Below are 15,881 nucleotides of genomic sequence, written 5' to 3'. Positions count from 1 at the left end.
CATATGTAGCACAAACTTCCTCCGGCTTAAGCCCCGCGATCGGTTCTGCGAGGGCTGCGAGCTAGGCCTCGAACACCAGCATGACCGGCTGCTTGCCGCCGAACTTTTCATCCAGCTGCTTCTGTTCGCCGTTCTTGCGCTCGTAGATGGCGATGTCGGCATAGGGAGGGGTGAAGCTCTGCTTCAGGGAATATCCCAGCGCCGTCCAATAGGTCTTGGAGTCCGTCGCATCCTTTTCCGTGTAGCAGATTTCGACGGCGAGCACCTTGGCCATGGCCTTGTTCCCTCAGTTGCAGACGGCTAGCACGCGAGCGCGCAGCCGGCTGTTGTTGGTCAGCAGTTGTCGGGCGTTTTCCGCATTCAAGTCCGCGATGTCGGGATCGCCGGGATGGGCGGCGTTCACCTTTGCGGCGATGTCGTTTGTGCCCCTCTTGGACACGCAATCAGCGGCTTTGCCGGCCTCGGTGCGCGTCACGCCGGCGGCGGCGATGATCGCCGGGTCGCCGGCGGCCGCGGCCACGGCCGCCGATTGTTGCTCGGCGCCCTCGGCGCTTTCGATCTTCAGGGCGGTGACCAGCGCCTTGTTCTGCGTGATGTTGATCGCCGCGCCGCCGGTGGCGAAGAACTGCGCCAGGCCCATTGAGCCCTGCCCCTTCGGCGCGTCGCCCTTTATGTCGGCGCCCAGGCTGGCGAAGACCGAATAGGCGTCGCGGCGGTCGCCCTGGACGGACTGGTATTTCATCTCCGGATCGGGGGTCAGCGCCGGGTTGGCGGCGCCGTTTCCGGTTTCCCCGCCGCCGCCGACGTTCGCACCCTGGCCCTGGACAGGCTGTCTCTGCGCCGCCGGCGCATAGCGGCTGTCCTCGCCGTTTACAAACAACGGCATCCACACCGCTTCCTGGCGCTTGTAGCCGATGGTCACCGAGGGGCTGGCGCCCTGCGCGGCCCCCGTTTCGACGTCGAGCCCGAGCTTGGTGTCGGTGCCGAACACCAGCACGTCGTTGTGGGCGCAGGCGCTCAGCCCCAGGCCGACCGCGAGCAGAACAGCGAGGCTCAATCCTCTTCCTTGACGGCGCATCTTTCCCCCTTCGACACCAAATCGGCGTCCAGCAACGCCTTGACCGAGGCCAGTTGGGCGTCGGTCCGCACCACCACCACCAGCCGGCAGTCCGCCGGAATGGCGAGCCGCGCGCTGCTCCGCCATCCCGCGCCCAGGCTTTCAAGCCGACCGCCGCGCGGCGACAGGTCGACCCAGCCGCCAAGCGTGCGCACCTTCGTACGGCCGATCGTCTGGCCGTCTTCGCCGGCGGGCGGTTCGGCGCGAACCTCGACCATTCCGAAATAGCGCCCAACCACGACGTGGCTGGTGTCGACCGACGCGCAACCGGCCGCCGTGGCCGAAACGAGAACGAGCGGCCAGAGCTCGCGCCAGGCAGGCTTGGATAACATGGTTATTTAAAGCTGAGCCATTGGCGCTATACCGTCAAGGTTGTTTTGGTTTTCGCCTTCGTGTCGGCCTGGAACCCCTGTCCGGCGAGGTCCGTTTGACCAGTCGGGACACCAGAGAAAAGCGAGGAAAATCATGGCGGAAGAATCCAAATCGGGCGGGGGCGCCGGCGGGCTGGCCTTTATCGTCGGCGCCCTGGTGGTCGTCGTCGCGGTGCTGGCCTTCATGATGTTCTCCGGCGGCTTCACCCAGAAGAAGTCGGTGGATGTCGACATCACCGCGACCGCGCCGAAGCTGCCGGACGCGCCCAAGGCGCCCGAAGCGCCGAAGTCGCCGGGCTGACGAAAGGAGGCGGGCATGGCTCGCCATCACGGACATCATCATGAAGGCGCCCATCATGAGGGGGCATGGAGCGGCGCCGCGCTGCTGGCGGTTCTGGTTCTTGTTGCCCTGCTGGTCTACGCCGTCTGGCGTTCGGGCCTGCTGGTCGTGCGGCCGGACATCGCCGACCTGAGACTACCTGACCTGGCGCTGCCGACCATGCCGACGCCCAACCCCGAGCCGCTGCCGTCGCCGGTTCCGCGGCCGGGGTAGGGGCGCATAGTGAACCTCTCCCAGAGGGGGAGGTTCCTAAAGGCTAGCCTCCCGCCCGCTGCAAGGCGTACACGCGGCAGGCCGAGGCCAGCGGACGCTCGCCGCGACCCACGTCGATGCGCTGGATCAGGGCGGCTATGCTGACGGCGTCCTGCTTGGCGATGCGGTCTAGCGCCGCCCAGAACTCGGGCTCGAGGGCCAGCGAGGTGGCGTGGCCCGCCAGGTTCACCGATCGCTTCTTCAAACTGCCCATCGGCGCAACTCTCCGGCGGAACGACGGTTCGGCTCTTGATTAAAAATGACGGTGTGTCATCTTTAGTGACGCCACGCCGGGAGCATGCCTGATGAGCACAGCCGCGCAAGTCCTTGACGCTACTTCCGCGCGTCCTCCGCTGGGCGCCCGCGATGCGAGCTTCCGTCTGCAGCCTTTGCGGGCGTTTCGCGCCGTCCGTCGGTTGATCGCCGACAAGGAAGACACGGCCCAGGTGTTCGAGGTCATGCGGGCCCTGTCGGGCCGTGCGATCCCGAACGGCTATGCCCGGCTGCTGAAGACGCCGCAAGGCGGGGCGATCGCCTATCGCCGCGAGGAATTCGCCGACTGGCTGTCGGACGCGGCCTGGCTGGCTCAGTTCCAGCCGGGGACGGTGGGCGCGGCCTATCGCGACTTCATCGCCCCGCGCGGCCTGACCGCCGAAGGCCTGGCCGAGGAGAGCCGCAAGGTCGCCGACGCCGACATGGACGCGGCCCATCCGCTGCTGTGGTACGCCCGCCGCCTGCGCGACGTGCACGACGTCTGGCACGTGCTGACCGGCTATGGCACCGACGCGCTGGGCGAGGTCTGCGTGGTGGCCTTCTCCTATGCCCAGACCCGCAGCCTGGGTTTCGCGCTGATCGCCCTCGCCGGGGCCCAGGAGTTCCGCCGCCTCAAGGATGGCCAGCCCTACGGCAAGGCCGTGCGCGAGGCCTGGCGTGCGGGCCGCAAGGCCGCCTGGCTGCCCGAGGTCGACTATCCGGCCCTGTTCGCCATGCCGCTGGACGAGGCGCGTCGCAGTCTGGGGATCCAGCCTCCGGACACCTACCAGGCCATTCCGCAGGACCTGCGCGAGCACTACCAGCGGGCCGCCTGAACCTTAGCAATTTCGCTTGTTCTCGCTGAGCGCGCGGCGTTAGCCTTCCTGCAATCAAAACGGGAGGTTTCGATGTCGCGTCGCCTTTGGTCCGCCGCCTCCGTCCTGGCGTTGGCGCTGGTTTCGGTCCCGGCCTGGTCCCAGGTTCAGCCGCCCCCGGATGACGAGCCCATCATCGACGAGATGGTCGTCGTCACCGGCATGCGGGTGCGCCAGGGCGGCGCTCAGGACATCAACCACTTCCGCGGGCAGTCCGAGGCCGGCCAGATCCCGATGCCCGACACCCTGACGCCCGAGGGGCTGATGGGCGGCTACGACCTGCAGATCCCCGGCGAGGCCTGTGCGCGGGTGCTTTGCGTCACCGGCGAGGCGATGCGCGCCAACCTGCCGTTGTCGCCTGCCGACAAGATCCTGGTGGGCGTGGGCTTCAACTCCAGCATCGACGCGGCGACCTGGAAGCGCGAGCCGCTGAACCTGGTGGCTGTGGTCGACAAGTCGGGCTCCATGGACGGCGAGCCGCTGGACCAGGTCCGCCAGAGCCTGCGGCAGATCCTCGACCAACTGCGTCCGGGGGACCAGTTCAGCATCGTGCTCTATGGCGACCGCTCGCACCGCCACCTGGAGCCGACGGCCGTGGCCGGCGGCAAGGCGGTTATCCGCAGGGCCATCGACGCCATCGAGAGCGAGGGCTCGACCAACATGGAGGAAGGCTTGCGGGTCGGCTACGACACCGCCTTCGCCAGCCAGGCGGGCTTCAAGGGCGTCACGCGGGTGATGCTGTTCACCGACGAGCAGCCCAATGTCGGCGCGACCGACGCCGACAGCTTCATGGGCATGGCCTGGGAGGCCTCGCGGCGCGGGATCGGGCTGACCACCATCGGCGTCGGCGAACAGTTCGACGCGCCGCTGGCCACCGAGATTTCCAGCGTTCGCGGCGGCAACCTGTTCTTTCTGCGCGACGAGAGCGACATCAAGGCGGTGTTCACCGGCAAGCTCGACACCATGGTTTCGGAGTTGGCCTACGACCTGAACCTCAGCGTCAAGGCGCGGCCCGGCTACCGGATCACCGGCGTCTACGGCGTGCCTGAGGACGGCCTCAAGCGCGGCGACGATGGAGCGGTGTCGATCTCGGTGCCGACGGCCTTCCTGTCCACCGAGGGCGGCGGGCTCATGATCGGCCTGGCCAAGGCCGAGGGCGCGACCTATCTGCCGGAGCCTGCCCTGGCGGCGGGTGAGAAGCTGCTGGACGTCGACTTGGCCTATGTCGATCGCGGCGGGGCCAGCCATGCCCAGCAGCTGGCGGTGGCCGCGCCGACCCAGGCCCCTTCGGCCGGTCTGCGCCTGGGTCACCTGCTGATCGACGAGTTCCAGTCGCTGCACAAGGTGGCCACCCTCTATCACGAAGACAGCGACGAGGAGGGGGCCTACCAGACGCTCAGGCGGTTCGACGAGCGGCTGCGGGGAGAGACCGATCCCAAGCTGGCGCCCGAGCGCAAGCTGGTCGGCCAGCTGTTGACCCGCACGGCCCTGCTGTCGGGCCATGCCGGCGAGGTGCCGGCCCTCGGTCCCGCCGGCCTGGTGGGCGCCTGGACGATCGCCAGGATCGAGGGCGACGGCCAGATCGACCTCAAGCGCGGCGACCGCCTGACCTTCGGCGACGAGGACCTGACCGTCGAGCGCCGCAAGGGCGGGACCTTCGCGGAGGATCCGCCGGAAACCTACCTGGTCAACGACACCCAGCTGTCGCTGGAGGATTCCGAGCTGGTGTTCGACTATCGCCTGGCCGACAGCGACGCCCTGGTGCTGACCCACAAGGCGCTGGATCTGCGGCTGGTGCTGAGGCGCGCGCCCCAGCCGGTGGCGACCGCGTCAGTGGGCTAAAGGCTCAGTCGGCCCGTTCGTCGGCCGCCGCGTAGCGGGCGATGGACGGGTCGGCGGCCACGGCCTCGAGGATCCAGTCGCGGAAGGCGGCGATCTTGCGCACGCGCCGACGCTCCTGCGGATAGACCAGCCAGTAGCCGTCGCCGTAGTGCGGCGCGATGTCGAACGGCTGCACCAGCCGTCCCGACGCGATCTCGGCGGCGAAGAAGATCGGCGAGCCGACGGCCAGGCCCTGGCCGGCGAGGGCCGAGGCCACTTCGATCGACTGGGCGTCGGCTTCCAGGCGCGGGGCCTCGGGGCCTTGCGGCGGCGTGACGCCGGCGGCGCGGAACCACACTTCCCACTCGCGAGAGGCGCCGATGCGGGGCGCGGCCAGCAGGTCGGCGGGGCGCTCGAACGGGCCATGCCGGGCCAGGAACTCGGGCGAGCAGAGGGCGGTCTGGACGAAGGGCATCAGGAAGTGGGCGGCCAGGCCCGGCCAGTCGCCGTTTCCCGCGCGCAGACCTAGGTCCGCCTCGCCGCGACCAAGGTCGCGCAGAACGTGGCTGCCTTCCAGCCGCACGGCGATCATCGGGTGGGCCAGCTGGAAGGCGCCCAGGCGCGCGGCCAGCCAATGGTTGGCCAGGCTCTGCATGGTGGTGATCGCCAGCACGCCCTGGTCGGCCTCGACCAGATCCGACAGCGCCGCGCGCAGCAGCCCCATGGACTCGGTGGCGGCGCGCGCCAGTCGTTCGCCGGCCGGGGTCAGGTCGACCTCGCGCACCTTGCGCACGAACAGCGGCTGACCCAGCCGCTGTTCCAGGGTCTTCACCTGCCAGCTGACGGCGGCCTGGGTGACGCCCAGCTCGTCGGCGGCGCGCGTGAAGCTCTTCAGCCGGGCGGCGGCCTCGAAGACGCGGATGGCGCCGAGCGAATATGAAGCAAGGATGTCAGCCATAAGTATGGCTTATCCATAGCTCAACGAACCACGTTTGTCGCGCGCCTCGATCAGGCCAATCTTCCCAGTGTCGCCGGGGAATAGGAGATGCGGCCATGGAAGAGTTCCACAAGACCCATAAGGAAGCCACGTTCGGCTGGGTTTGGGCGATCGAGCGCCTGATCGCCGCCTGGAAGCGGATGGGCGAAGTTCCGGCCACGCCCGTGGTCGGCTGCTGCGACAGCCTGCCCAAGGGCGCGCGCTTTCTGGTTCCGCGCTGAGCCTGCCGCTCAGCGCCGGAAGCGGCGGAAAAGCCCAAGGCCGATGAAACCGGCCAAGAGGGTCAGGACGGTAGAGATCGCCGTCCGTAAGTGCGCCTTGCGCCGCCGTTCGGCCTGGCCCAGCGCGGTCAGTTTCGCTTTCTGGTTGTCGGTGCGCAGCAACCACTCCGCGCCCGACTTTGCGCCCAGCAACACAAGCCTGGGCGCGGCGCCCTGGCCTTCGATCCGCTCGTAGTAACGCACTGTAGTGTAGCGGCCCGAATGGTCGCCGACCTTTCCCCCGCCGTTCAGGCAATCGTCGGCGACCGCGCCGGCCGGCCGGCAGCGCAGGCGCAGGCGGCGTCCGTCGACCGTCTCGAATTCGTAGCCGTCGGCCCGAGGCGCATCGGTGGCGGTCTTGAAGACGCCGATGGTCAGGACCGTTCGTTCGCAGGGCGGCGGGGTCCAGGCCGGATCGACCGGTGTCGCCCAATCCCAGATCGCGTTCCAGGCGATGACGGCCACCAGCACCGGCGCGAAGCGGAACGCCAGGGCCTGAAACGGCCAGGGGGAGCGGGGCTGTTCGGTCATTTGTTCGATGGAGCGGGACGGGGGCGCGTCCTGCGACGCGCCACATCGAAGATCATGGCGGCGATCACGAAGAGGATGATCGCGCCCGTGAACGACGTCATGGCGCGTGGAGAAACCTCGTTGCGCCTTTGGCTCGCCGCGCCGGCCGCCAGACGATCGGCCTGGTCCTCAGGAGACAGGATCCAGCGCCGCCCGGCGTTGGCGCTCAACAGGATGCGTTCGGGTTCGCCATCGAAGCCGGGCAGTTCGTAGTAGCGCACGCTGACGCGCTGGCCCCCGTAGTCGCCCAGGCGACCGCGTCCGGCCAGGCAGTTGCCCCTGATGGTCGGCGAGGCGTCGGCATAGGGCGTGCAGCGCAGGCGCAGGTGGCCGCCGCCGAGGCCCACGAAGTCATAGCCGCGCGGCTGGAAGGCGTCGGTGCTGCTGGCGAAGACGCCGCTGGCGACGAGGGTCTGGTTGCGCGGCGGCGGCGACCAGGCTGGATCCAGCGGGATCATCCAGTTCCAGAACAGATGGCAGCCGACCAGCAGCGCGCCGACCACGCCGGCGTAGATCGCCGCCTCCGCCCATTTCCGCTGGCCTGAGGTGAAGGATTCCGCCCGCGGGTCGCGGTGGAAGGGCTCGCTCATTCCTCGCGCTTGGCGCCGTCGAGGGCGCGCGAAAGCTTCTCGGCCCGGGCCGAGTCGAGGGTCTTTTCGGCCTTGGTGCGGCCAAAGCGGGCGCGGTTCTCGGCGGCCGTCTGCTTGGCGTTGGTCTTGGCCTTGGCCTTGCGGGCGTGGTTGAGGTTGAGGATCTCGGCCATGGTTCAGGTCTTGGGTTGGGACAGGGGCTGGGATTGGGGCGTGGCGGCCGGAGCGGGCGTGCGCTTGCTGGCCGGGCGGATGACGAGGGTTTCCTGCAGGCGCAGGCTTTCACCCTTCTTGATCACATAGGGCGCGCGGCCGGGGAAGACGCAGTTCTGCATCGACAGTTCGTTGCGCAGGATCCAGCGGGTGATCGGCTTGCCGTTGGCCTTGCAGCTAAGGCCCACGGTCCAGGCCGGGACGCCCGGCGCCGCGGGCCAGGCGAAGCCCATGGCCTTGCCGGCGTCGACCGGCTCGTTCTGGGCTTTGACCTGCCTGCCGTCCGAGCCGAACACCAGGGCGTCGGGGCGGATCAGCCTGATCGAGAAGCCGCCATAGCCCTTGACGTCGTTGCTGCCGCCCAGGGCCAGGCTGTCGGTGCGGGCGGTGATGGTGGTGTCGAACTCGATCCGCCGCGCGCCGCCCTTCAGCGGGTGGACGATGATCGAGGTCGTCTCGGTGGCGGCATAGACCACTTCGGGCCCGGAATTGACCAGCCAATCGGCCTTGACCGTCAGCTTGCCGCGTCCGGCCGCGTCGCCCTCGAAGCTGCGGTCGTGGATGTTGAAGGAGAGGCCCTGCATGAACCAGCCGTCGCCGATGCTCTTGCCGTCGACCAGCACCTGGTGCCAGCTCCAGAAGGCCCCCCGCTGGTGCAGGTGATCGGCGGGCCGATCCTCGGTCAGCACCGTGCCGTCGGGCGCGTACAGCGGGTGGACGTAGTTGGAGCGGCCCGGCTCCTTGGCCGGGTCCAGCGGCTTGGTGCGGTAGACCAGCACGGTCCTGCCGTCCTCTGTGACGGTCAGGGCGTCGTCGCTGAGCACGGCGTCGATGCGTCCGGCCAGCGCCGGGGTGGCGGCGCTCAGCAGGAAGGCGACGGCGAGGGCGGCTTTTTTCAAGACAGGTCGTCCTTGGCCAGGGCGCGGGCGAGGGCGGGGCGGGCGTTGGCGCGGGCCAGCCAGTCGTCATAGACCGCATGGGCCGGCAGCATCTGGCGTGCGAACTGCAACAGGCTGACGAACAGGATGTCGGCCGCCGAGAACTGCTCGCCCAGCAGCCAGGGCTGCTTTTCCAGGGTGGTGCGCAGGCGCTCGTCCAGGGCCGCGTACTGGAGCTTGTCCTGGTCGTCTTGCCGCTGCTTCCAGAGATTGGTCACCGCCGGCTCCAGCACGCCCGCATAATAGGCCAGCCAAGACAGGTAGGGGCCGCGGTGCGGGTCGCTGATCATCGGCCCTAGGCCCGCGGTCGGGAACTTGTCGGTCAGGTAGAGGGCGATGGCGGCGCTTTCGGTGATCAGCACGCCGTCGTCCAGCAGGGCCGGCACCTGGCCGTGCGGATGGGGGTTGCGCGGGTCGCGCGCGCCCGTGCCGCTCATGCTGCGGAAGATGTCGACCTTCTCGATGCGATAGGGCGCGCCCAGTTCCTCCAGCAGCCAGAGGAAGCGCGTCGAGCGCGATCGCGGGGCATGGAAGAGGGTGAGCATGACGCGTCTCCTTGAACCGCCTGGCCTTGCGGTCCTGCCGGCGAACGTAAGGCGAACGCATGGGCTCGGCAATCGGGAAACCAATGGTCGCCCACAGCCGTTTCAAGGGCCATGGCGCCGCCGTGGAGACGGCGCCGACGGGAGGACATGTCCGATGATGGATGCATCTCTGATCCGCGAGCATCTCGAGGTGGTCGGTTCCGACGGCAAGCATGTCGGCCGGGTCGACCACGTGGTCGGCACGGAGATCGAGCTGACAAAGCTCGACCTGGGCTCAGGCCTCAAGCACCACATGATCCCGCTGTCGTGGGTGGAATACGTCGACGACGACGCGGTGCACCTGAGCATGACCCAGGAAGACGCCAAGGCCGGCTGGCGCGAGAAGCACTGAGCAATGAAAAAGCCGCGGCCTGAGGGCCGCGGCTTCGTCGTTTCCGGATAGGCCGGAAAGCCTACTTCACGTTGGCGCAGAAGCGCTGGATGCGCGAGCAGGCGTCTTCCAGCACGTCATTGCTGGTGGCGTAGCTGATACGGAAGAACGGCGACAGGCCGAACGCCGCGCCGTGCACCACGGCCACGCCCTCGGTCTCCAGCAGTTCGACGGCGAAGTCCTCGTCGCTCTCGATGACCTTGCCCGAGGGGGCGGTCTTGCCGATCAGGCCGGCGCACGAGGGATAGACGTAGAAGGCGCCTTCCGGGGTCGGGCAGTGCAGGCCGGTGGCCTGGTTCAGCATCGACACGACGAGGTCGCGGCGCTCCTGGAACAGCTTGGCGTTCGGCTTGATGAAGTCCTGCGGGCCGTTGAGAGCCTCGAGCGCGGCCCACTGGCTGATCGAGCAGGGGTTCGAGGTCGTCTGGCTGATCATCTTGCCCATGGCCTTGATCAGCGCCTCAGGACCCGCGGCGTAGCCGATGCGCCAGCCGGTCATCGAATAGCCCTTCGAGACGCCGTTCATCGTCAGGGTGCGGTCATAGAGCTTGGGCTCGACCTGGGCGATGGTGGTGAACTCGAAGTCGTCGAACACCAGGTGCTCGTACATGTCGTCGGTCAGCACCCAGACGTGAGGGTGCTTGAGCAGCACGTCGGCGATCGCCTGCAGCTCGGCGCGGGTATAGGCGCCGCCCGAGGGGTTGGACGGGCTGTTGATGATCAGCCACTTGGACTTGGGCGTGATCGCCGCTTCCAGCGCTTGCGGCGTGATCTTGAAGCCGCTCTCGGCGGTGGTCTCGACCGGCACGGGCGTGCCGCCGGCCAGCAGGGTCATGTCGGGGTACGACACCCAGTACGGGGCCGGGATGATGACCTCGTCACCCGGGTTCAGGGTGGCCACGAAGGCGTTGTAGATCACCGGCTTGCCGCCCGGGGCGACGTGCACCTGGCTCGGCTTGTACTCCAGGCCGTTCTCGCGCTTGAACTTGGCGCAGATGGCCGCCTTCAGCTCGGGCATGCCGTCCGGGTCGGTGTACTTGGTCTTGCCGGCCTTGATGGCGGCGATGGCCGCGTCCTTGATATTGTCCGGGGTGTCGAAGTCCGGTTCGCCGGCCGAAAGGGCGATCACGTCGCGACCGGCGGCTTTCAGCGCGCGCGCCTTGGCGCTGATGGCGATGGTGGCCGACGGTGCGATGCGCCGCAGTGCGGCGGACTCGAGCGACATTGTCTTGGACTCCCCTGGAAAGGACCGGTTTCAGGATTGCGGCGGTCTTTACGCCCGACCCCCTCGCGGTGCAACGCGGGAGGGGCCGCAAAGCGCGGCTTCTTGCCAGTTTGTGTCGCTCGCGCTACCGCTACCATTAGAGAACAAGGTTCCGCCGCGCGCACGACGGAACCCCGCGTCGGGGGACGTGGTCGGAGCATTTTCGACAATCCTCCAGGGAAGGAGACGGCCGTTCGTTCGCATCGCGCGGGCGAGCAAGATCATGCCTTTCGGAAGGGGGAAGCCATATGAAGAAGACGATTCTCGGGGCCGCCGTCGCGGCGCTCGCCCTGTCGCTGTCCGCGCCGGTCGCCACGGCGGCCGACGAGGGAATCATGAAGTACGCCATCAACAAGCCGTCGACGGCCTGGAACGTCTACGGACCCGGCCAGACCAACGCCTACGTCAAGGACAAGGCCGTGGTCGGCGGCGGCGGGGTGCGGGTGGCAGTCGCCACGCCCGATCCGGCGGCGGCCTGGCGGGTCTCGGGCAGCCAGGCGGTCAACGGCAAGATCACCAAGGGCGACGTCATCACCGTGGCCTTCTGGGCCAAGGCCGAGGCCGTGGAAGGCGGCGCGCCGGCCGCCACCGTGACCAATGTCCGCGTCCAGCAGTCAGCCGAGCCGTGGGGCGGCATCGTCGAGGGCGGGGCGATCAAGGTCGATAGCCCCGACTGGAAGATCTACACCGTCAGCGGCCGCGCCACGATGGACGCCGACAAGGGCGGGGCGGCGGTGTCGCTGCACCTGGGCTCGGCCAAGCAGACCGTGGTGCTGGGCCCGCTGTTCGTGCTGGACTTCGGGGCCAACTACGACCCGTCGCAGGTGAAGTAGTTCCAGGGGACCCTCCCCCAAGGGGGAGCTGTCGCAGAGCGACGGAGGGGGAAGTGATTGCGGCAGTGCAGCAGCCGCTTCCCCCTCCGGCCCTCCGGTCCATCTCCCCCTTCGGGGGGAGGGGCATTAGGCCCGCACCAACTCCACGAACTCCGCGATGTGCCGGCGCAGGGCCTCGATCGTGCGCTCGTCGGTTAGCGCGCCCTCCTCGATCTTGGTGTGGGCCTGGCCGACCAGGACGTCGCCCTGCGGTTCGGTGCGGGCGCCGGAGCGGCGCAGGGACAGGCGCAGGGCGTCCTGGGCGCGGACGGTTCCGGTCATGCCCGGCGAGGCGCCGACCAGGCAGCACAGCTTGCCGGCCAGTGGCGCGGGCTTGCCGCGCGAGGCCCAGTCGATGGCGTTCTTCAGCACGCCGGTGATCCCGCCGTTGTATTCCGGGCAGGCGATCAGCAGGCCGTCGGCAGCGCGCACCGCCTCTTTCCAGGCGACGACGGCGGCGGGATCGCCCTCGGCCTCGAGGTCCTGGTCGAAGAACGGCAGGTCGCGCAGCGAGAACTGGGTGATCGACACGCCGTCAGGCGCCAGGCCCTGGGCGGCGCGGAGGAGGGCGGTGTTGAACGAGCCGGCCCGCAGGCTGCCGGAAATGCCGAGAAGGTTCATGCGCGACTCCGAAACTGTAGGAGCCGCGACCATGCCCGCCGTCGGGCGGGGCGGGCAAGGTTCAGCTGGCGCGGGCGGCCGGGGCGGCGACCGGCAGCGCCAGATGGCCGGCGACCTGGGTCCACAGGCGGCTGATCTCCTGGGCGGCGGCCCCGGCGGGCTCCCACTCCAGCACCGAGCGGCCGTGGGCGATCGACTGCTGGAAGGCCGCGCGCGAACGCAGGCCGACGGCCGCCAGCGGCAGGCCGCAGAAGCGCAGGGCCTCGGCGGCCTTGACCACGCTGGCCGGCTCCTGGCCGCCGCGCTTGGCCGGCGCCTGGTTGATGACGATCAGGCCGTTCTTGCCCAGGCGCCGCACGGCCTCTGCCGAGCGCGCCACGGCGGCGATGTCGAGGAAGGTCGGGCGGCAGACCAGCAGGCACAGGTCGGCGGTGTTGATGGCGGTGACGACGTCGGCCTCGGGCGAGGCGGGCGTGTCGATCAGCATCAGGTCCACCCGCTCGTGTTCGGCGTGGTAGCGGGCCTGGAACAGCTTGCCGGCGCTGCTTTCCAGCAGGGCCGGACCGTCGGCCTCGCGGCCGCGCAGCACGTCCGACGCCGAGCGCTGCGGATCGATGTCGGCCAGGATCGTGCGGCAGCCGGCCAGATGGGCGGCGATCGACAGGTTGACGGATAGAGTGGTTTTGCCCGCGCCCCCCTTGCGCGAGATGACAGCCAAGGTCTTCACGTACGTTTCCTCACCAAGCGCCCGCGTCCCCCTGCAGGCCTGTGGATAAGTAGCGTCGCTCTACGACGTTATCGCAACGTAAATGTCGCGAAGCGGGAATCCTGCCTCAGGCGCCCGCCTGAACGGCGAAGTTTGGCCCCGAATGCGCACCGGCCACGCTTTTGACGCCATCGGGGCGCTTGACCCGGCGATAGCCATGCGCGAGGCAGGGGCCGTGATCATCCGCCGTCTCATCGATTTCTTCACCAACATGGACGCCCGCGCCTGGCGCGCGGTGGCCGTCTCCTTCGTGCTGTTCGGCGGGGTGGGGATCGTCTTCCTGTTCGGCGCTCAGCTTCTGGGCCTGGATGGCGAGACCACGGTCGAGCACTGGCTGACCGCCGCGCACGGGCCTTGGGCCCTGCCTGTGGCCGTCGGCGCCTTCGCGGCCCTGGCCTTCGTGGGCGTGCCGCAGTTCGTGCTGATCGCCGCGGCGGTGGTCGCCTTCGGCCCGTGGACCGGCTTCGCCTACAGCTGGATCGGCACCCTGGTCTCGTCGATGGTCGGCTTCTGGGTCGGCCGGGCGTTCGGCGGCAAGATGCTGGCCAGCCTGCCCAGCGACGGCGTGCACAAGTTCATGAAGCTGATCGGCAAGAACGGCTTCATGGCCAGCCTGATCGTGCGCCTGGTGCCGTCCGCGCCGTTCATCGTCGTCAACATGGCCGCCGGCGTCACGCCGATGCGGGTGCGAGACTTCGTTAGCGGCACGGCCATCGGCATCATTCCGAAGATTGCCCTGACGGCCTTCGCCGGCAACACCATCGTCCAGGCGATGCGGGGCGGGGGCGTGCAGCACGTCGTCCTGCTGGTCGTTGCGGCCGCGATCTGGATCGGTGCGGGTTGGGTCGCCCGCAATTGGCTGAAGGCCAAGGAAGAACAAGCCGATCAATAATCGGGTTCGGGGTATTTCCTACCCCTTGCGCGGCGAATTGACTGCCTTGTGAGCAAACGGCTTGCTGGATTTGGCGTGGTTGGGTAATACAACCGCATGTGCCGCGAACGCGACAACCTTCTTCTCCTTGCGCTGGGGCTTAGCCGCCCCTGGGCGTCCGTCTAGCCGCGCGTACGTATCGTCGCGGCCGGTCGCTCAGGGGACAACAGCCCTTCAGCCTTCCGGACCTCGCGAAAGACACTCCCATGACCGCCCCCATCTCGCCCGTCGCCGCTGATTCCAAGATCGTGTCGGGCCGCGACAACGTCGTCATCTTCGACACCACCATGCGCGACGGCGAGCAATCGCCCGGCGCCTCGATGTCGCTGGAAGAGAAGCTGGAGCTGGCCAAGATCCTCGAGGAGATGGGGGTCGACATCATCGAGGCCGGCTTCCCGATCGCCTCGAACGGCGACTTCCAGTCGGTCAACGAAATCGCCAAGATCGTCAAGAACAGCACGATCGCCGGCCTGTGCCGCGCCCACCAGGTGGATATCGACCGCTGCGCCGAGGCCCTGCGCCCGACCCAACGCGGCCGCATCCACGTGGTGATCGCCACCTCCGACCTGCACATGAAGCACAAGCTGCAGATGGAGCCGGACGCCGTCATCGACGTCATCGCCCGTTCGGTGACCCACGCCCGCAACCTGCGCGACGACGTCGAGTGGTCGGCCGAGGACGCCACCCGCAGCGACCGCCAGTTCCTGCGCCGCGCCATCGAGACCGCCATCAAGGCCGGCGCCACGACGATCAACCTGCCCGACACGGTGGGCTACACCTACCCGTCGGAATACGCCGACCTGTTCAACTGGATGGTCAACAATGTCGAGGGCGCCGACAAGGTGATCTTCTCGACGCACTGCCACAACGACCTGGGCCTGGCCGTGGCCAACAGCCTGGCCGGCGTGCAGGGCGGCGCCCGCCAGATCGAGTGCGCCATCAACGGCCTGGGCGAGCGCGCCGGCAACGCCGCGCTGGAAGAGGTGGTGATGGCCCTGAAGGTGCGCGGCGACAAGCTGCCCTTCCAGACCGGCATCGACACCACCCACATCACCCGCGCCAGCCGCTACGTATCGGCCATCACCGGCTTCCCGGTGCAGTACAACAAGGCCATCGTCGGCAAGAACGCCTTCGCGCACGAGAGCGGCATCCACCAGGACGGCATGCTCAAGAACCGCGAGACCTACGAGATCATGACCCCGGAGTCGGTCGGCCAGGCGCCGTCCAGCCTGGTCATGGGCAAGCACTCGGGCAGCCACGCCTTCCGCGCCAAGCTGAAGGACCTGGGCTACGAGCTGGGCCAGAACGCCCTGAAGGAGGCCTTCGGCCGCTTCAAGGACCTGGCCGACCGCAAGAAGCACGTCTACGACGACGACATCATCGCCCTGGTCGACGACGCCCTGGCCCGCGGCTCGGAGAAGATCCGCGTCTCGCACCTGCGCGTGGTGGCCGGCACCGAAGGCCAGTCGGCCGAGCTGACCCTGGACGTCGACGGCCAGGCCAAGAGCGCCGAGGCCTCGGGCGACGGTCCGGTCGACGCGGTGTTCAACGCCATCCACAAGATCGTGCCGCACAGCGCCGCCCTGCGGCTGTTCCAGGTGCACGCGGTCACCGAAGGCACCGACGCCCAGGCCCAGGTCTCGGTGCGTCTGGAAGAGGACGGCCGCATCGCCACCGGCGCGGCCGCCGACACCGACACCCTGACCGCTTCGGCGAAAGCGTACGTCAACGCCCTCAACAACCTCTTCGCCCGCAAGGAAAAGAGCGCGCCGGCGGCCATCGCCAGCGGGTTCTGATCCGCTCCTGAAACGACATCGCCCGGACGAGCCGGGCGATGCGTTGCAGGCGAGTAGGGG

General features: G+C 68.5%; 22 protein-coding genes. 9 read left to right on the top strand and 13 right to left on the bottom strand.

Annotated features, from left to right (window positions below; genetic code table 11):
• Positions 1–61 precede the first annotated feature (61 nt).
• The 3 genes from SGCZBJ_RS02985 to SGCZBJ_RS02975 are packed head-to-tail and all read right to left on the bottom strand — an operon-like array spanning position 62 to position 1,449.
• Positions 62–274, bottom strand: coding sequence for a hypothetical protein (locus tag SGCZBJ_RS02985; protein WP_101716544.1), 213 nt, complete (start codon positions 272–274; stop codon positions 62–64).
• 12 nt (positions 275–286) lie between these two features.
• On the bottom strand, positions 287–1,057 hold the full coding sequence (locus tag SGCZBJ_RS02980) for a hypothetical protein (RefSeq protein ID WP_101716543.1): 771 nt from the start codon (positions 1,055–1,057) through the stop codon (positions 287–289).
• Positions 1,054–1,449 carry a hypothetical protein gene (locus SGCZBJ_RS02975; protein ID WP_133149170.1) on the bottom strand — a complete coding sequence of 132 codons (396 nt, stop codon included), beginning with the start codon at positions 1,447–1,449 and terminating at the stop codon, positions 1,054–1,056. Before SGCZBJ_RS02975 ends, SGCZBJ_RS02980 begins: the two co-directional genes overlap by 4 nt.
• A 133-nt stretch (positions 1,450–1,582) precedes the next feature.
• On the opposite strand from SGCZBJ_RS02975, the gene SGCZBJ_RS02970 reads away from it, so the two are divergent.
• Together SGCZBJ_RS02970 and SGCZBJ_RS02965 are read left to right on the top strand one after the other, a co-directional pair.
• Positions 1,583–1,789, top strand: a complete 207-nt coding sequence (locus SGCZBJ_RS02970) for a hypothetical protein (protein ID WP_101716541.1) — start codon at positions 1,583–1,585, stop codon at positions 1,787–1,789.
• Positions 1,790–1,804: 15 nt separating this feature from the next.
• A complete protein-coding gene (locus tag SGCZBJ_RS02965; RefSeq protein ID WP_101716540.1) occupies positions 1,805–2,041 on the top strand; it encodes a hypothetical protein in 237 nt (78 codons plus the stop codon).
• A 43-nt stretch (positions 2,042–2,084) separates the two neighbouring features.
• Here the strand turns inward: SGCZBJ_RS02965 and SGCZBJ_RS02960 are convergent, their stop codons facing one another.
• The gene (locus SGCZBJ_RS02960) at positions 2,085–2,294 is read right to left on the bottom strand and encodes a ribbon-helix-helix domain-containing protein (RefSeq protein WP_101716539.1); all 210 of its coding nucleotides are present in this window, start codon (positions 2,292–2,294) and stop codon (positions 2,085–2,087) included.
• A 91-nt stretch (positions 2,295–2,385) separates the two neighbouring features.
• On the opposite strand from SGCZBJ_RS02960, the gene SGCZBJ_RS02955 reads away from it, so the two are divergent.
• On the top strand, positions 2,386–3,168 hold the full coding sequence (locus tag SGCZBJ_RS02955) for a Coq4 family protein (RefSeq protein WP_101716538.1): 783 nt from the start codon (positions 2,386–2,388) through the stop codon (positions 3,166–3,168).
• Between the two features lie 72 nt (positions 3,169–3,240).
• Positions 3,241–5,049 (top strand): vWA domain-containing protein, encoded by a 1,809-nt coding sequence (locus SGCZBJ_RS02950; RefSeq protein ID WP_101716537.1) that lies wholly within the window; start codon positions 3,241–3,243, stop codon positions 5,047–5,049.
• A 4-nt stretch (positions 5,050–5,053) separates the two neighbouring features.
• On the opposite strand, the gene SGCZBJ_RS02945 is transcribed toward SGCZBJ_RS02950, so the two are convergent.
• On the bottom strand, positions 5,054–5,986 hold the full coding sequence (locus SGCZBJ_RS02945) for a LysR substrate-binding domain-containing protein (protein WP_101716536.1): 933 nt from the start codon (positions 5,984–5,986) through the stop codon (positions 5,054–5,056).
• A gap of 95 nt (positions 5,987–6,081) precedes the next feature.
• Here SGCZBJ_RS02945 and SGCZBJ_RS25535 point away from each other — a divergent pair, with 95 nt between their 5' ends.
• Positions 6,082–6,246, top strand: a complete 165-nt coding sequence (locus tag SGCZBJ_RS25535) for a hypothetical protein (RefSeq protein WP_165799225.1) — start codon at positions 6,082–6,084, stop codon at positions 6,244–6,246.
• A 9-nt stretch (positions 6,247–6,255) separates the two neighbouring features.
• Here the strand turns inward: SGCZBJ_RS25535 and SGCZBJ_RS02940 are convergent, their stop codons facing one another.
• The 5 genes from SGCZBJ_RS02940 to SGCZBJ_RS02920 are packed head-to-tail and all read right to left on the bottom strand — an operon-like array spanning position 6,256 to position 9,141.
• A complete protein-coding gene (locus SGCZBJ_RS02940) occupies positions 6,256–6,816 on the bottom strand; it encodes a hypothetical protein (protein ID WP_101716535.1) in 561 nt (186 codons plus the stop codon).
• Complete coding sequence (locus SGCZBJ_RS02935; RefSeq protein WP_101716534.1) at positions 6,813–7,445, bottom strand: hypothetical protein; 633 nt, start codon at positions 7,443–7,445, stop codon at positions 6,813–6,815. Before SGCZBJ_RS02935 ends, SGCZBJ_RS02940 begins: the two co-directional genes overlap by 4 nt.
• Positions 7,442–7,618 (bottom strand): DUF4169 family protein, encoded by a 177-nt coding sequence (locus SGCZBJ_RS02930; RefSeq protein WP_101716533.1) that lies wholly within the window; start codon positions 7,616–7,618, stop codon positions 7,442–7,444. Before SGCZBJ_RS02930 ends, SGCZBJ_RS02935 begins: the two co-directional genes overlap by 4 nt.
• Positions 7,619–7,621: 3 nt before the next feature.
• Positions 7,622–8,557 carry a DUF6807 family protein gene (locus tag SGCZBJ_RS02925; protein ID WP_101716532.1) on the bottom strand — a complete coding sequence of 312 codons (936 nt, stop codon included), beginning with the start codon at positions 8,555–8,557 and terminating at the stop codon, positions 7,622–7,624.
• A complete protein-coding gene (locus tag SGCZBJ_RS02920; protein ID WP_101716531.1) occupies positions 8,554–9,141 on the bottom strand; it encodes a glutathione S-transferase family protein in 588 nt (195 codons plus the stop codon). Before SGCZBJ_RS02920 ends, SGCZBJ_RS02925 begins: the two co-directional genes overlap by 4 nt.
• Before the next feature lie 154 nt (positions 9,142–9,295).
• Here SGCZBJ_RS02920 and SGCZBJ_RS02915 point away from each other — a divergent pair, with 154 nt between their 5' ends.
• The gene (locus tag SGCZBJ_RS02915) at positions 9,296–9,532 is read left to right on the top strand and encodes a DUF2171 domain-containing protein (protein ID WP_101716530.1); all 237 of its coding nucleotides are present in this window, start codon (positions 9,296–9,298) and stop codon (positions 9,530–9,532) included.
• 61 nt (positions 9,533–9,593) lie between these two features.
• Here SGCZBJ_RS02915 and SGCZBJ_RS02910 read toward each other — a convergent pair whose 3' ends face one another.
• Positions 9,594–10,796, bottom strand: coding sequence for a pyridoxal phosphate-dependent aminotransferase (locus SGCZBJ_RS02910; RefSeq protein ID WP_101716529.1), 1,203 nt, complete (start codon positions 10,794–10,796; stop codon positions 9,594–9,596).
• A gap of 287 nt (positions 10,797–11,083) precedes the next feature.
• On the opposite strand from SGCZBJ_RS02910, the gene SGCZBJ_RS02905 reads away from it, so the two are divergent.
• Entirely contained in the window at positions 11,084–11,668 is a 585-nt protein-coding gene (locus SGCZBJ_RS02905) for a hypothetical protein (protein ID WP_101716528.1), read from the top strand.
• Positions 11,669–11,794: 126 nt separating this feature from the next.
• On the opposite strand, the gene SGCZBJ_RS02900 is transcribed toward SGCZBJ_RS02905, so the two are convergent.
• Together SGCZBJ_RS02900 and SGCZBJ_RS02895 are read right to left on the bottom strand one after the other, a co-directional pair.
• The gene (locus SGCZBJ_RS02900) at positions 11,795–12,328 is read right to left on the bottom strand and encodes an NADPH-dependent FMN reductase (RefSeq protein WP_101716527.1); all 534 of its coding nucleotides are present in this window, start codon (positions 12,326–12,328) and stop codon (positions 11,795–11,797) included.
• A gap of 61 nt (positions 12,329–12,389) precedes the next feature.
• Positions 12,390–13,055 carry a ParA family protein gene (locus SGCZBJ_RS02895; protein ID WP_101716526.1) on the bottom strand — a complete coding sequence of 222 codons (666 nt, stop codon included), beginning with the start codon at positions 13,053–13,055 and terminating at the stop codon, positions 12,390–12,392.
• A 217-nt stretch (positions 13,056–13,272) separates the two neighbouring features.
• Between SGCZBJ_RS02895 and SGCZBJ_RS02890 the strand changes: the two genes are divergently transcribed.
• Positions 13,273–13,986, top strand: a complete 714-nt coding sequence (locus SGCZBJ_RS02890; protein ID WP_101716622.1) for a TVP38/TMEM64 family protein — start codon at positions 13,273–13,275, stop codon at positions 13,984–13,986.
• A gap of 245 nt (positions 13,987–14,231) precedes the next feature.
• On the top strand, positions 14,232–15,821 hold the full coding sequence (locus SGCZBJ_RS02885) for a 2-isopropylmalate synthase (protein WP_101716525.1): 1,590 nt from the start codon (positions 14,232–14,234) through the stop codon (positions 15,819–15,821).
• Positions 15,822–15,881 lie beyond the last annotated feature (60 nt).

The sequence above is a fragment of the Caulobacter zeae genome (assembly GCF_002858925.1).
In the GTDB taxonomy this organism is placed as follows: domain Bacteria; phylum Pseudomonadota; class Alphaproteobacteria; order Caulobacterales; family Caulobacteraceae; genus Caulobacter; species Caulobacter zeae.
Note: the sequence above shows the minus strand (reverse complement) of the source record. Positions and strands in the feature narration are given on the sequence as shown.